The organism is Clostridium sp. AF20-7, assembly GCF_003479275.1.
Classification (GTDB): Bacteria; Bacillota; Clostridia; order Lachnospirales; family Lachnospiraceae; genus Otoolea; species Otoolea fessa.
Genome location: NZ_QUGF01000006.1, coordinates 73,497 through 87,041, shown reverse-complemented (window position 1 = coordinate 87,041; position 13,545 = coordinate 73,497). Strand labels below are relative to the sequence as shown.

General features: G+C 49.6%; 11 protein-coding genes and 1 other annotated feature. Of the genes, 6 read left to right on the top strand and 5 right to left on the bottom strand.

Annotated elements, in window-relative coordinates:
• The first annotated feature begins 1 nt into the window (after window position 1).
• Window positions 2-1,027 carry an NrtA/SsuA/CpmA family ABC transporter substrate-binding protein gene (locus DWX68_RS07600; protein ID WP_347475169.1) on the top strand — a complete coding sequence of 342 codons (1,026 nt, stop codon included), beginning with the start codon at window positions 2-4 and terminating at the stop codon, window positions 1,025-1,027.
• 105 nt (window positions 1,028-1,132) lie between these two features.
• Here DWX68_RS07600 and thrH read toward each other — a convergent pair whose 3' ends face one another.
• Entirely contained in the window at window positions 1,133-1,735 is a 603-nt protein-coding gene (gene thrH / locus DWX68_RS07595) for a bifunctional phosphoserine phosphatase/homoserine phosphotransferase ThrH (protein ID WP_022359071.1), read from the bottom strand.
• 336 nt (window positions 1,736-2,071) lie between these two features.
• The gene (locus DWX68_RS07590; RefSeq protein WP_118628937.1) at window positions 2,072-3,808 is read right to left on the bottom strand and encodes a carbon starvation CstA family protein; all 1,737 of its coding nucleotides are present in this window, start codon (window positions 3,806-3,808) and stop codon (window positions 2,072-2,074) included.
• A 113-nt stretch (window positions 3,809-3,921) separates the two neighbouring features.
• Window positions 3,922-4,176 (bottom strand) — a binding site (T-box leader).
• Between the two features lie 313 nt (window positions 4,177-4,489).
• Between DWX68_RS07590 and DWX68_RS07585 the strand changes: the two genes are divergently transcribed.
• On the top strand, window positions 4,490-6,247 hold the full coding sequence (locus DWX68_RS07585; protein WP_118628936.1) for a SulP family inorganic anion transporter: 1,758 nt from the start codon (window positions 4,490-4,492) through the stop codon (window positions 6,245-6,247).
• Window positions 6,248-6,267: 20 nt separating this feature from the next.
• Complete coding sequence (locus DWX68_RS07580; RefSeq protein ID WP_347475168.1) at window positions 6,268-6,612, top strand: MGMT family protein; 345 nt, start codon at window positions 6,268-6,270, stop codon at window positions 6,610-6,612.
• Between the two features lie 130 nt (window positions 6,613-6,742).
• Here DWX68_RS07580 and DWX68_RS07575 read toward each other — a convergent pair whose 3' ends face one another.
• Complete coding sequence (locus DWX68_RS07575) at window positions 6,743-8,110, bottom strand: NAD(P)/FAD-dependent oxidoreductase (RefSeq protein WP_118628935.1); 1,368 nt, start codon at window positions 8,108-8,110, stop codon at window positions 6,743-6,745.
• A gap of 165 nt (window positions 8,111-8,275) precedes the next feature.
• On the opposite strand from DWX68_RS07575, the gene DWX68_RS07570 reads away from it, so the two are divergent.
• A complete protein-coding gene (locus tag DWX68_RS07570) occupies window positions 8,276-8,593 on the top strand; it encodes an EamA family transporter (protein ID WP_182427962.1) in 318 nt (105 codons plus the stop codon).
• Between the two features lie 9 nt (window positions 8,594-8,602).
• Here DWX68_RS07570 and DWX68_RS07565 read toward each other — a convergent pair whose 3' ends face one another.
• Window positions 8,603-10,549, bottom strand: a complete 1,947-nt coding sequence (locus tag DWX68_RS07565) for a DEAD/DEAH box helicase (protein ID WP_118628933.1) — start codon at window positions 10,547-10,549, stop codon at window positions 8,603-8,605.
• Window positions 10,550-10,793: 244 nt separating this feature from the next.
• On the opposite strand from DWX68_RS07565, the gene DWX68_RS07560 reads away from it, so the two are divergent.
• Complete coding sequence (locus DWX68_RS07560) at window positions 10,794-11,459, top strand: Crp/Fnr family transcriptional regulator (protein WP_181357208.1); 666 nt, start codon at window positions 10,794-10,796, stop codon at window positions 11,457-11,459.
• A 68-nt stretch (window positions 11,460-11,527) separates the two neighbouring features.
• Here DWX68_RS07560 and DWX68_RS07555 read toward each other — a convergent pair whose 3' ends face one another.
• Window positions 11,528-12,472 (bottom strand): LysR family transcriptional regulator, encoded by a 945-nt coding sequence (locus DWX68_RS07555; RefSeq protein WP_118628932.1) that lies wholly within the window; start codon window positions 12,470-12,472, stop codon window positions 11,528-11,530.
• A 383-nt stretch (window positions 12,473-12,855) separates the two neighbouring features.
• Here DWX68_RS07555 and DWX68_RS07550 point away from each other — a divergent pair, with 383 nt between their 5' ends.
• Window positions 12,856-13,533, top strand: coding sequence for a F0F1 ATP synthase subunit A (locus DWX68_RS07550; RefSeq protein ID WP_107000520.1), 678 nt, complete (start codon window positions 12,856-12,858; stop codon window positions 13,531-13,533).
• Window positions 13,534-13,545 lie beyond the last annotated feature (12 nt).

Below are 13,545 nucleotides of genomic sequence, written 5' to 3'. Positions count from 1 at the left end.
TATGATGAAACGATGGATGGCAATGGGAATGGCACTCTGCCTTACCGCAGCTTCCTTGGCAGGCTGCTCCGGTACAAAAGATGCGGCTGAGAGCACGCAGGCAGAGGCAGAAACCAGCGCAGAGGAGGCGGCAGCCGAGGAGGAGACAGCGAAAGAATCTGATCTGGATAAGCTGACCTTTACGTATGTAACTTCTCCGCTCAATGTGCCGACGATCATCGAGAAAAATCAGGGTATTTTTGAAAAAACATTTGGCGATATGGGGATTGAGGTTGATTATGCGGAGCTGACCTCCGGGGCAGATCAGACACAGGCGCTGGCTTCCGGCGATGTGCAGGTTTTGTATGCGGTTGGCGGTACTTCGGTGATTCTGTCTGCAGCAAATGGAGCGGATATCAAGGTATTAAATATGTACAGCCGTTCTCCGAAGGCATTCTGTATGTATTCTAAGGATGAGTCCCTGACGACGCCGGAAAGCCTGAGAGGAAAGACAATCGCAGGACCGACCGGAACCAACCTGCATGAGCTTCTCGTTTCCTATCTGGCAACGGCTGGCATGACGATCGACGACGTCAACTATGTCAATATGTCGATCCCGGATGCAAAAGCAGGTCTGGACGGCGGCAGTGTAGACGTGGCTCTGGTTGCTGGCGCAACTGCTTACAATGCAGGGCAGCAGGGTTACCACCTGGTAGCCGACGGCGAAGGCCTGATTAAGGCGATCATTGCAGTGGCAGTGACACAGAAATTCTATGACGAGCACCCGGAGATCATCGAGAAGCTGGAAGAAGCACAGACCGAGATTGCTGATTTCATGGAAGAAAAACCGGATGAGACGATGCAGATCGTAGCCGATGAGCTGGATCTGGACACCGATGCAGTCAGAAGCATGTACGATCTCTATGATTTCTCTACCGAGATCACAGATGATGACAAAGAAGGCTTCCAGAAGACCGCTGATTTCATGTATGAATCCGGCATGATCGACGAGGCATTTGATGTAAAACAGTTATTTATTGAAAAATAATCAGTGAACATTTGAGATGATAAACGATTGAAAAGCAGCTCCCGGAGTGTGGATTCCGGGGGCTGCTTTTACGATTGCATATGCAATTATGAAAATACGGAATGTTTACGCTAATACCTTTTTAATCGCTTCTAACAGCTCATCATACGTCTCATAAGCCGGAATCTGCGGATATTCTGCCTTGATCTCCTCCGTCGTGCGGAAGAGGAAGCCCGCCTTGCTTGCCTCAATCATGGCGAGGTCGTTGTGGCTGTCGCCGCTGGCGATCGTCTCGAAGCCGCAGGACTGGAGTGCTTTGACGGTTGTATATTTGGATTTCTCACAGCGCATCTTAAAATCGGTAATCTCACCATTTTCGCTGACAACCAGAGAGTTGCAGAAGATGGTCGGATAGCCAAGTTTCTTCATCAGAGGTCCGGCAAACTGGGAGAAGGTATCGCTGATGATGATTACCTGAGTGATTTCTTTTAATTTGTCTAAAAACTCCCTTGCGCCCGGAAGCGGATCAATTTTAGAGATCGTTTCCTGAATTTCCTTGAGTCCCAGTCCGTGCTCGCGCAGGATGTTTAAACGGTAATTCATCAGTTTGTTATAATCCGGCTCATCGCGGGTGGTGCGTTTTAACTCCGGGATTCCGGTTTCTTCAGCAAATGCGATCCAGATTTCCGGCACTAATACACCTTCTAGATCTAAACATACAATATCCATGTCTCCTCCTGTCTGATACAACGCCTGTCAGCGCTGTGTTCGGTTGAAAAATTTGCTTTCTATTATAGACGAAATGCAGGGGAAATACCAGAGAAATTTGAGAAAAGATGAAAGAATAGAAAAAAGTGCGTTACTGGGCACGTATGCGTGAACAGTAACAAAAGTGCCAATTATTCGCGGTGAGAAAGATTCAGAAGTGAAGAGTTGGCATCATATAGCAGCAGAGTGGTTATCAATAGAATTAAAAAATACCAAAAAAGGGAGTCTCTTTTCGTGAGCGAGAGACTCCCTTTTTGGCACCTATAGTCGGGTTATAATTTGATTTTGATGAAATCATTAGCAATGCGCCGGTTTATTCATTTCAGATTTTTTATTGTTCTCTGCCATCGAAGCAGTTGATTTCGAAAACAGTACTTTACCGGAATGAACCACAATAATCACACCCAGAACCATCAGCAGAACCGCGATGATAAGCTGCAGTCCTTCTACCATAAAGACAGCGGTTCCGGCATTGTAAGCCTTTACCAGAGCGATGCAGCGCTCAACGAGTGCGGTGAAGGTAACGCACAGCATAACAACCAGCGGAACCAGCAGCGTGCGGTTTTCGCGGCCGGTGACGCGTAAGAAGACGCACAGGGTGATGAGAACCAGGGCGCTTAACAGCTGGTTGGCGCTGCCAAACAGCGGCCAGATGTTGGAGTAGCCAATCTGGGTTAAAATGTAGCCGCATACCAAGGTGATAACAGTTGCAAAATATTTGTTGCAGAGAAGTTTTCTCCATCCTTCGGCGTGTTCCATGTCATCGACACTGAACAGCTCCTGGAAGGACATACGTCCGATACGTGCAACGGAATCCAGGCTTGTCAGGGCAAGTGCGGAGACGCACATCGTCATAAAGCACTGGGCAGCGTAAACCGGGATTCCGAACATCTCCAGGAATCCGGCAACACCGGAGGAGAAGATAGCAAACGGAGTACCGGTTGCAGGCGTGCCATCAGCGGAAGCGGCAGCACCGGCAACGCACAGAGCCAGGACAGCCAGTAAACTTTCCAAAAGCATAGCGCCGAAGCCAACTTTCGGCATATCCTTTTCATTGGTGATTGCCTTGGAGGAAGTACCCGAGGAAACCAGGCTGTGGAAACCGGATACGGCGCCGCAGGCAACGGTTACAAACAAAATCGGGAACAGGTCACCGGATTTCTCATTGTGGAAACCAGTGTAAGGCGCCAGGTTCATTGCCGGATGTGCGACAAGCAGTCCAACGACGGCACCGATAATCATACCGGCAAACATAAAGGTTGTCATCAGGTCACGCGGTTCCATCAAAAGCCACATCGGAAGAACGGCTGCGAGGAAAATGTAAGCGAATACCATGTAGGACCAGTTCGCCTTGGTGGTAATGAGCGGGCAGTTCATGCCGATGACGAAAGCAGCTACCGTGCAGACAAGTCCGAGCAAGGTCTGTTTCCAGCCATGGAACTGAGCCTTTTTCTGAATCAGTCCAAATACAACGGCAAAGGCAATGAACAGAAGGGAAATGCTTCCGGCTGCGCCGTTGACAGTTGCGGCGGCGGATAAGCTGGTCACGCCGTCTACCGTCTCATATGCATTGAATGTACCAGCAACCATGTCGGCAAAAGCGGCGGTTACAATTAAAGTAAAGAGCCAGCAGAACAGGAGGAACAGCTTTTTACCGGTTTTGCCGATGTACTGTTCAATCAGAAGTCCCATCGATTTGCCTTCATTTTTAACGCTGGCGTACAGGGCACCAAAATCGGTAACAGCGCCGAAGAAGATGCCGCCGAGGATGATCCAGAGAAAGACCGGAACCCATCCAAAGACAGCCGCCTGAATAGCACCGGTGACAGGACCGGCACCGGCGATGGATGAAAACTGGTGGGCAAATACAACCCAGCCATCGGTCGGAACATAGTCCTGACCATCTTCTTTTGTGACGGCCGGTGTTTTGGCGTTTGGATCAATGCCCCATTTATGGGCGAGCCATCTGCCGTAGAGCAGATAACCAGCCGCCAGACAACAGGCTGCGATAACTACGATAACTAATGTGTTCATAAAGATACCTCCATTCCCATAGGTCAAATGGTTTTTAGTGTCCCGGCAGTTTGCCGGAGTTTCGGGAGCGGGGAAACAAAAAAGCCTCCGTCCTCCTGAAACTTTTAAAAGTTCAAGAAGACGGAGGCATAAGCATCCGCGGTACCACTTCTTTTACCGGCTGTAAAGCCGATCTCTCAGCCATATCCATCATTCTGAATATGTTCCTCTTTAACGGTAGGAATCCGGACCGGACTACTGGTATCCTGCATGCGTTTGTCCGATCAGCTCACAGGGGATAATTTCCATCGGCGTTACTGTCTTTCATCGCCCGGCAGCTCTCTGAAAACGTGGAGAATTGGAAATCGTGTCCTGCTCAATGCTTTTTACAAGTACGAATTATAGACTTTTTTAAAGGAAAGTCAATCGAAAAAATAGCCGGAAGTTTGTGACAGAAATTTTACAAATCCGTCATTTTGACAAAAAAATCACAACTAAGAAATTTAACAAATGCTTATCTAGAAGTCTGAGTTACTGTTTACGCATACGTGCCCAGTAACAAGTCGGAAACATTCCTGTGTTAAAACTTCGAAAGAACTGGACACACCCTTATTTTGCTGTATAATAGGTAATTGTCGGTTCTTTTTAGGGCTGGCAATTACTTTTTATTTAAATTGGGAAGAAAAAGGGAGAGTTTTGGGTATGGAAAAAATACGTCCAATGTTGTTTACAACATTGAAGAAGTATTCCGGCGCACAGCTGATGTCAGATGTGGTAGCGGGTATCATCGTGGCGATCATCGCGCTGCCGCTTTCGATCGCGCTGGCGCTGGCTTCGGGGGTAGGTCCGGAACAGGGTATCTACACGGCGATTGCAGCCGGATTTGTGATTTCATTTTTAGGGGGCAGCCAGGTACAGATTGCAGGTCCAACGGCGGCATTTGCAACGATCGTGGCAGGTATCGTGGCGAAGAGCGGCGTGGAAGGACTGGCAGTTGCGACGATCATGGCAGGTATCATCCTAGTTATCATGGGATTCTGCCATTTTGGTTCACTGATTAAGTTTATTCCGTTTACAATCACGACCGGCTTTACCTCCGGTATCGCGGTGACGATCGTCATCGGTCAGTTGAAGGATTTCTTTGGCGTAACCTATCCGGCAGGCATGGAGACGATCGAGACGATGCAGAAGCTGAAAGCGTTCGCGGCTGGATTCGGAAGTGTCAACCTGCACGCGATCATCGTCGGCGTGGTGTGTCTGGCGATTCTGATCGTTATGCCGATGATCACGGAAAAAATTCCGGGATCGCTGGTAGCGGTTATTGCAGGTATTTTAATGGTAAAATTCCTGCCGCTGCATGTGAATACGATCGGCGACCTTTACACGGTCAGCAACAAGCTTCCGGCGTTCCGTCTGCCGGTGTTCAGCTACGATGTGATTCAGGGTTCCCTGTCGGATGCGTTTACGATTGCAGTTCTGGCGGCGATTGAGTCTCTGCTTTCCTGCGTGGTAGCGGACGGCATGATCGGCGGAAAACACCGTTCCAACACGGAGCTGGTGGCACAGGGCGCGGGTAATATTATTTCCGCCCTGTTTGGCGGTATTCCGGCGACGGGCGCGATCGCGCGTACCGCAGCCAATGTCAAAAATGGCGGCCGTACCCCGGTTGCAGGCATGGTTCATGCGGTTGTCCTGCTTCTGATTCTGGTAGTTCTGATGCCGTGTGCAAGCTGGATCCCGATGCCGACCATCGCGGCAATCCTGTTTATGGTTGCCTACAATATGTGTCAGTGGAGAACCTTCGTCCGTCTGACCAAGACGGCTCCGAAGAGTGATATTGCGGTTCTGGTGCTGACCTTCTTCTTAACCGTTATCTTCGATCTGGTTGTAGCGATCGAGATCGGTATGCTGTTATCCTGCCTGCTGTTTATGAAGCGGATGAGCGATGAGACGGGCGTCAGAAGCTGGCTTTATGTCGAAGAAGTAGAGGAGCAGAAGCGCAAAGCGCAGGAAGCAAGAAAAGCGAAAAAAGCCGGAAAAGAGCTTTCAGTGGAAGAGGCACAGCTCTTAGCGGCAGCTGCAGAAGATGAAGAAGCAGCCATGAAAGAACAGGCACGTCTGCGGGAGATCCCGAGAGAACTGGCTGTTTATGAGATTACAGGACCTCTGTTCTTCGGTGCAGCAGACCGCATCAACCAGATTGAAACCCGCGAGGAGACGAAATGCCTGGTTCTTCGTATGCGTGCTGTTCCGGCAGTTGACAGTACAGCGATGAATTCGATGGTTGCCCTATATGAGCGCTGCCAGAAGAACGGCGTCACATTGATTTTGTCCCATGTCAACGAGCAGCCGATGCACGTGATGGAGAAAGCAGGATTTGTGGATATGGTCGGACGCGATCATTTCTGCCCGAATATCGAGGCAGCACTTGATCATGCGGACGAGGTGCTGGGAAAATAATTATGGACATCTATCGGAGAATGAAAGAAGTATTTAGGCGCATTCCGGACGGCTGCGTGACGACCTACGGTCAGGTAGCGCTCCTGTGCGGTGCACCGCGCCATTCCCGTCAGGTGGGATATGCGCTCCGCACCAACCGCCTGGGCGATGTCCCGGCATTCAGGGTGATTAATTCCAAGGGCTTTCTAAGCGGCGCAGCGGCGTTCGACTATCCGGGACAGCAGAAAAAACTGCTGGAACAGGATGGAATACGGGTGGACTCCACCGAGGACGGTGACCGCGTCGATTTAAAACAATATGGATGGAAACCTTCGATGGACGAGGCAGAAGAATTGTATGCGTTGTTTCGGAAGTTGGGGATCTGAGTGGGAATCAAGGAAAATGCATCTGAATGAGATGTTGGTAAGCTAAAGAAGTGAAATGAGATGGATAAGATGGCAGACGATAGGGGCTGCATCTTATCCATTTTTAATAGACATTTCTGACCGTTTATTATTAAATTGTCTCCGCGATCTGCCGTGCCACATAGACACCGCTGGCAGATGCATGGGAAAGGGAATGGGTAATACCGCTGCCGTCACCGATGACGTAGAGTCCATCATGACAGGTCATCAGGTTGTGATCCACTTCCACCTCCATGTTGTAGAATTTTACCTCCACTCCATAGAGAAGAGTGTCATCATTCGCCGTACCCGGTGCCACCTTATCCAGGGCATAAATCATCTCGATAATACCGTCCAGAATCCGTTTTGGGAGAACCAGGCTCAGATCACCGGCAGCCGCATTGAGGGTTGGAACCGTAAAAGATTCATTGATTCGCTGCTGCGTGCTTCTTTTTCCGCGGATCAGGTCTCCAAAACGCTGCACAATTACACCACCGCCCAGCATGTTGCTGAGTTTTGCAATACTCTCTCCATATTCATTGGAATTCTTGAAGGGCTCTGAAAAATGTTTCGCCACCAGGAGGGCAAAGTTCGTGTTATGGGTCTGCTTTGCAGGATCCTCGTAGCTGTGACCATTTACCGTTACGATGCCGTTGGTATTTTCATTTACCACAGCTCCCTTGGGATTCATACAGAAGGTGCGCACGTAATCCTCGTATTTTTCCGTGCGATACACGATCTTGCTCTCATAGAGTTCATCCGTAAGATCCGAAAAGATTTCAGCCGGCAGCTCAACCCGGACACCCAGATCCACGCGGTTGGAATTCGTATGGATATCCAGATCCCTGCATACCTTCTGCATCCACTTACTGCCGCTTCGTCCGGCGGAAATGATGCATTTCGTACCCTCAAAGGTTGTATCATCGCTGTAAACCTTGTAACCCTTCTCGGTCTTCTCCACGGTTTCGATGGCACAGTCAAAATAGAAATCTACCTTATTCTTCAGATGATCATAGAGGTGCTCCAGAACAATATAATTAATATCTGTACCCAGATGGCGGACCGAAGCATCCAGAAGATGCAGACCATGCTGCATGCAGGTTTTCTTGAACTTTGTTCCTGCAGTGGAATACAGCTTCGTTCCCTCCCCGCCAAAGCGGAGGTTGATTCCATCTACGTATTTCATCAATTCAATGGCCGTCTTCTTTCCGATATACTCATAGAGAGTACCGCCGAAATCATTGGTAATGTTGTATTTTCCATCAGAAAATGCACCGGCGCCGCCGAATCCGCTCATGATGGAACAGCATTTGCAGTGAATACAGGACTTGATTTTATCACCATCAATGGGACATTTACGGTGCTCCAGCGGATGTCCTACCTCAAAAACAGCGATCTTTAAATCTGGTTTACGTTCCATCAGCTCATAGGCAGAAAAGATACCGCCGGGACCGGCGCCGATAATTAACACATCATACATATTGAAATTCTCCTTGTTTTCCTAAAATTTGATTCCCTCTTTCTGTATTATAGCATAAATTCGAAAAAATAGGCAGCGCGTCATGCGCTGCCCCGAAACAGTATCCCCCATGTCGTCATGGCATCTTCCGTTATCATATCATCACCTCAGAATAAAGCTTTTTTTATGGCTGTAACCATCAGCCTGATTCCCTTTGTAAAATTACCGGAGGTGTTTTCGAGCTTGATGACCTCTCCGGCGCTTCTTGGCAAAGGGCTGGCGTTGGGACTTGTATCTACCTTTTTTCCGTTTGTAAGCTACACACTGGGACTCCGCCAGATGGAGGCAGGAAAAGCCTCGGTTCTGGCGTTTGCTGAGCCGATGGTGGCAGCTGTGGCTGGGATTGTGGTATTTGGAGAAATGCTGCGGGTTGAAAATGTGCTGGGCATTCTTTTGATTTTTACAGCATTGGTGGTGTTGAACAGCCGGAAAATAAAACGGTAAAATCAGGGGCTAATCGATAATGGAACTGTGATGAAAACACGGCTCACAAATCTTAAACGGATATCCAACCGGCAGTATCCGTCCGCAGCGCTGGCAGCGGGCGATGTAGCTTTTTTTGCCCTTGGACAAATACCGCATGATCGTACCCTCAGTGCGGCTGCGTTCCTGTTCGAGCCAGTCCTCGTCGATGATCTTGTCAAAACGGTGGGAGAACTGGTAGTAGAGGTCGAGCTTGCGGTAATACGTTTCGTATTTCTGCAGTCCCAGCTTGGAACCGGCGCCTTTGTCCGGGTGTTTCAGGCGTTTGTCCGCCGGGTAATCCTTGCAGTAGCGCAGCCATTGCAGGACAACCTGATGATCCTTGATATCGATGGGACAGCTGATCATGCGGTAGAGAATCCGTTTGTCATCGAATCCGTAGATATCGTCTCTGTAGCGTTCTGCCTGCGCATAAAGGCTTAAAATCTCATCGACGCTGACCTTTTCAAACGGAGGCGTCGGCTCAACGGATTTCCAGACTTTGATGATAACGTCCAGCGGCTCGTCCAGATCGAGGAGAATCTGTGGGAAACCGAGGCTGACTTTTTCGATTGGTTCTTCCTCCTGAGTAAGCTGCTCCCGGATATAATCGAGGGATTCCTGCCCCATCGCGTTGACGTAGCCGGTGTCAAAGAGTCCGAAGCGTCCGGCGCGCCCGGCGATCTGCTTGACCTCCGGTACGGTCAGACCGCGCCGGGTGGTACCGTCAAATTTCTGGGTCTGTACAAATACGATACGCCGGACAGGCAGGTTGAGTCCCATGCCGATCGCGTCGGTGGCGACGACCACCTTGGTTTTGCCGCTGGTAAAAAGCTGCATCTGGCGGCGGCGGATCTCCGGCGGCAGGCTTCCGTATATAACACTTGCCTTGATACCTTCTTCTTCCAGACGTCCCGCCACATCCAGCACGGATTTTTTGGAAAATACGACGAGTGCATCGCCGGGAAGAACACTTTCCGGGAAAGAAAATGGCGTGTCCTCACAGATGAGCGCAGTTTTGCGCTGATACCGGCAGATGGCAAGGCTGTCGCCGCACAGATGGATCAGGTGTGTGACAGCAGATTCAGCGGCGGGACTCATGCAGACATGGATTTCGTGGGCTTTCAGTCCCAGAATCGCCTTTGTCCAGCAATGCCCGCGGTCTGGATCGGCGGTCAGCTGTGCCTCATCAATCACGGCAATATCGTATTCCTCGGAGAAATCTGCCATCTCGATCGTCGAAGCTGTGATCCGGCTGTCATCGTCGGCGATACACTCCTGACCGGTCAGCATGGTGCTGGGAACGCCGCAGTCGTGCATTTTTTCATATACCTCAAGCGCCAGAAGGCGCAGCGGACCGAGGTAAGTGCCCTTTTTCGCTGTTTTTAAGCGTTCCAGCGCGTGAAATGTTTTGCCGCTGTTGGTCGGGCCGATGTGGAGAATGAAACGGCGGTTCATCGCCATAGTCTCCGGAAATTCCAGCTCTGGACGGGATGGGACGAGATCCATGATTTTATACTGGATGACGTAGCGCTTATAGATCTGGTAAAGCTCCAGAAGTGTCTGCGTACAGAGCTGACCATCCAGTTCTGTTTCCAGATAATTCAGAAAATCCACGGAAATATCATCGCGCTGGGCAGGCAGAAACATTGCCTCATCCAGGCGGATGAGCTGTGGCAGCAGGCTGCTTTCAATGAGCTTTGTGACAGCATCGTTGTGCGAACGGTACGCAAAATAAGCCAGATTTTTGATTTGGCGGTGCCATTCCTCCAGCGAGAGGCTGGTGACCTGCGTCGGTTTGGTGCGTTTCAATGTTTTTAACAGCCGGTTCGTCCGCTCGTTCAGATCGCGGGGGCGGGAACTGGTCTTTCTTTTTTTCTTGCTTGCCGCCTGATACTGGCGGATATATGTCTGAAGAAGCTGGTTTGGCTCGATCATTTGAAAGTCTCCTCTTTATGTAAATATCCTGTCCGATAAATCTCCTGGTTTAAAGCTTCATTTGATATAGGAATGTTTCTATTATCGCAGAAGTTGTATGGATGTGCAAGAACGGGAAATCAGATTGCAGAAAAATATAAAAATATTTGATATAATAAGAACACTTAGTTAAAACAGAAAGGTCAACATCTATATGGCATCAAACTATAAAACGGGCGCCAGCCTGAATTTAACTCCCTTCGAAATGCAGCTTCTAAGCCGCAGCCCCCTGTTTCGAGGCGCGGGCGAATCTGGAATCGGGGAGATGCTGTCCTGTCTGGGGGCGGAGGAACGCAGTTATGAAAAAGAAGAAATGATTTATCGCGCGGGGAATACGGTCACATCTCTGGGTGTGGTGATGCACGGAAGTGTGATGATTGTCAACGATGATCTGTGGGGCAACCGCAGCATTCTAGACCGGGTAGAACCGGGACAGATTTTTGCGGAGACATATGCGTGCGTGCCGGGGGAAAAGCTGCTGGTCGATGTGTTTGCAGCGGAGGTGACGGAAGTGCTGTTTTTAAATGTTGGAAAAATGCTGTCGCAGTGTCCCAATTCTTGCGGACATCACACGCAGCTTATCCGCAACCTGCTTGCAATCTCGGCGCAGAAAAACTTGCAGCTGTCCCGCCGGATCTTCAATACATCGTCGAAATCCATCCGGGGACGGCTTCTGTCGTACCTCTCCGATCAGGCGGTAAAAAATGAGAGCGAGAGATTTGATATCCCATTCAATCGCCAGCAGCTCGCCGACTATCTGGGTGTGGACCGGTCGGCGCTGTCGGCAGAGCTGGGGAAAATGCAGCGGGAAGGGCTTCTGGAATTTAGAAAAAATCACTTTCATTTATATGAAGAGGTTAGAAGCTTGTAGATTACAAACAAAAATGCCCTGTCAGGAGCATTAAAATCCGACCGACAGGGTATTTTTAGTGAAAATTCCTATGGGTGTAACAAGACCGGCTGTCCATTCCCTATACTTTCCTGCACCGGCTGTTTCAGCATATCCAGAAATGCCTGTGCCGCCGGCGTCAGCGGGCGCATCGGGTTTTGCAGGATGAGGATCTGGCGCTTCGGGATAGGGATATTTAAGTGAAGCTGGAACACGCGGTAGTTGAGCAGGTAGTTCCGGGCAAATTCCGAGGGAACAAAGCCGATTCCCAGATTGTGGGAGACGGTCGGGGCGATCAGATCGTTGGAAGAAACTTCGATGCTCGGGTGCAGATCCAGCCCCTGTTCCTCAAAGAGATTGTCCCAAAAAAGCCGCGTCGTCGTGCCGGACTCCATGCTGACAAGCGGGTGCATACAGAGCTCTTCAAGGGAGAGTGTGCGGTTCTGCAGCTCGGAAAAACGGTTTCCGGCGATGACGATGTCCTGGAACTCGGAAACCGGCATCACGTGAACCAGATCCAGCTCCTTCATGATCTCGTGGATCGGAGAGATGATGACGGCAAAGTCATTTTCCCCGGCCTTTAAGGAAGAAGCGGTGATCGGCGCAGAGTTGGAATGGATCTGCACGGTCACATTCGGAAAACGCTGCTGGAACTGTTCAATATAAGGAAGCAGAAAGAAGCGCATCGTCAGCTCGCTCGCACCGATCGAAACCCTGCCGCTCTGACTGTTCGTATATTCTTTTAAAATCTCTTCCGCGCGTCCCATCTGCTGGCAGGGACGGTTGATCTGGCGGAACAGGATCCGCCCTTCATCGGTCAGGGTCACGCCTTTTTGGGAGCGGTTGAAAAGTTTGCACTGAAGCATATCTTCTAAATTATGAATGTATTTTGTTACGGTTGGCTGCGTGAGGCAGAGATTCAAAGCCGCCTGGGTAATATTCTGGCATCGAGCCACCTCATAGAAAACCTTGTAGTAGTCGAAACTGATGTCCATGTATGTAGTTGAAATCCTTTCTGTATGTCGGACTGTTTCTGCCTGATTGAAACAGTGTTTATCTGATTTTATATCTGTACGTGTATTTACCAAATATAGTCACACTTTATCGTATTTTTCCAGAAATGTCCAGCCACAATAACGATTACCAATAACTATCACCATTCATTTTATCTATGGATATAGGAAAAAAATATAATTTTACCATTTGTATTTCTGGGAGTAAGATCGGGAACAGACGGGAAGAATGTGGAGACACAGGAGAAAACGTTACTGGGCACGTATGCGTGAACAGTAACTAGAACACGTGGCGGCATCGGGAAATGAAAGAACAATAGCCGGGGCAGCCGCGGGAGAACAACCCGGAGAGAGGAAGTGACAGTATGGGAGATCTGGGTGCGACCCTGATCAAGGAATTGAACTGTGAGACAGCCTTTACAATTGGCGGGATCGGCATATCAGAATCCGTTGTGGTTACATGGATCATGATGGCAGTGGTGCTCGTGGTTTCACTGATTGTGACGCACGGTCTGAAAGTTGAACATCCCGGACGCGGACAGCTCCTTCTGGAGAACGCTGTTACGTGGCTGCAGGGCATTGGCGAGGGAATCCTCGGAGAGGAAGGAAAAGGCTATGCGCCGTATCTGACATCCGTGCTGATGTATCTGGGCGTGGCGAACCTGCTTGGTATACTGGGATTCAAGCCGCCAACCAAGGATTTGAACGTCACGGCAGCACTGGCGCTGATGAGTATTGTGCTGATTGAGACAGCAGGGATTCGGGTCAAAGGTTTAAAAGGATGGTTAAAGAGCTTTACAGAGCCGATCGCCATCGTGACACCGATCAATATCATGGAGGTATTTATCAAACCGTTGTCGCTGTGTATGCGACTGTTCGGAAACGTGTTGGGCGCGTTCGTCATCATGAAATTGATTGAATACATCCTTCCGGTAGGGCTTCCGGTATTGTTCAGCGCTTACTTTGATATCTTTGACGGTCTGATTCAGGCGTATGTATTTGTCTTCCTGACAGGGCTTTTTATCAAGGAATCAATCGAGTAATAGAAGAGAAAT

Coding starts and splice junctions, on each gene's coding strand:
- DWX68_RS07565 (WP_118628933.1), bottom strand. CDS start 10,549: ATGATCGAGCCAAACCAGCTTCTTCAGACATATATCCGCCAGTATCAG.
- DWX68_RS07585 (WP_118628936.1), top strand. CDS start 4,490: ATGGAAAAAATACGTCCAATGTTGTTTACAACATTGAAGAAGTATTCC.
- thrH (WP_022359071.1), bottom strand. CDS start 1,735: ATGGATATTGTATGTTTAGATCTAGAAGGTGTATTAGTGCCGGAAATC.
- DWX68_RS07575 (WP_118628935.1), bottom strand. CDS start 8,110: ATGTATGATGTGTTAATTATCGGCGCCGGTCCCGGCGGTATCTTTTCT.
- DWX68_RS07570 (WP_182427962.1), top strand. CDS start 8,276: ATGGCTGTAACCATCAGCCTGATTCCCTTTGTAAAATTACCGGAGGTG.
- DWX68_RS07600 (WP_347475169.1), top strand. CDS start 2: ATGATGAAACGATGGATGGCAATGGGAATGGCACTCTGCCTTACCGCA.
- DWX68_RS07555 (WP_118628932.1), bottom strand. CDS start 12,472: ATGGACATCAGTTTCGACTACTACAAGGTTTTCTATGAGGTGGCTCGA.
- DWX68_RS07580 (WP_347475168.1), top strand. CDS start 6,268: ATGAAAGAAGTATTTAGGCGCATTCCGGACGGCTGCGTGACGACCTAC.
- DWX68_RS07550 (WP_107000520.1), top strand. CDS start 12,856: ATGGGAGATCTGGGTGCGACCCTGATCAAGGAATTGAACTGTGAGACA.
- DWX68_RS07590 (WP_118628937.1), bottom strand. CDS start 3,808: ATGAACACATTAGTTATCGTAGTTATCGCAGCCTGTTGTCTGGCGGCT.
- DWX68_RS07560 (WP_181357208.1), top strand. CDS start 10,794: ATGCAGCTTCTAAGCCGCAGCCCCCTGTTTCGAGGCGCGGGCGAATCT.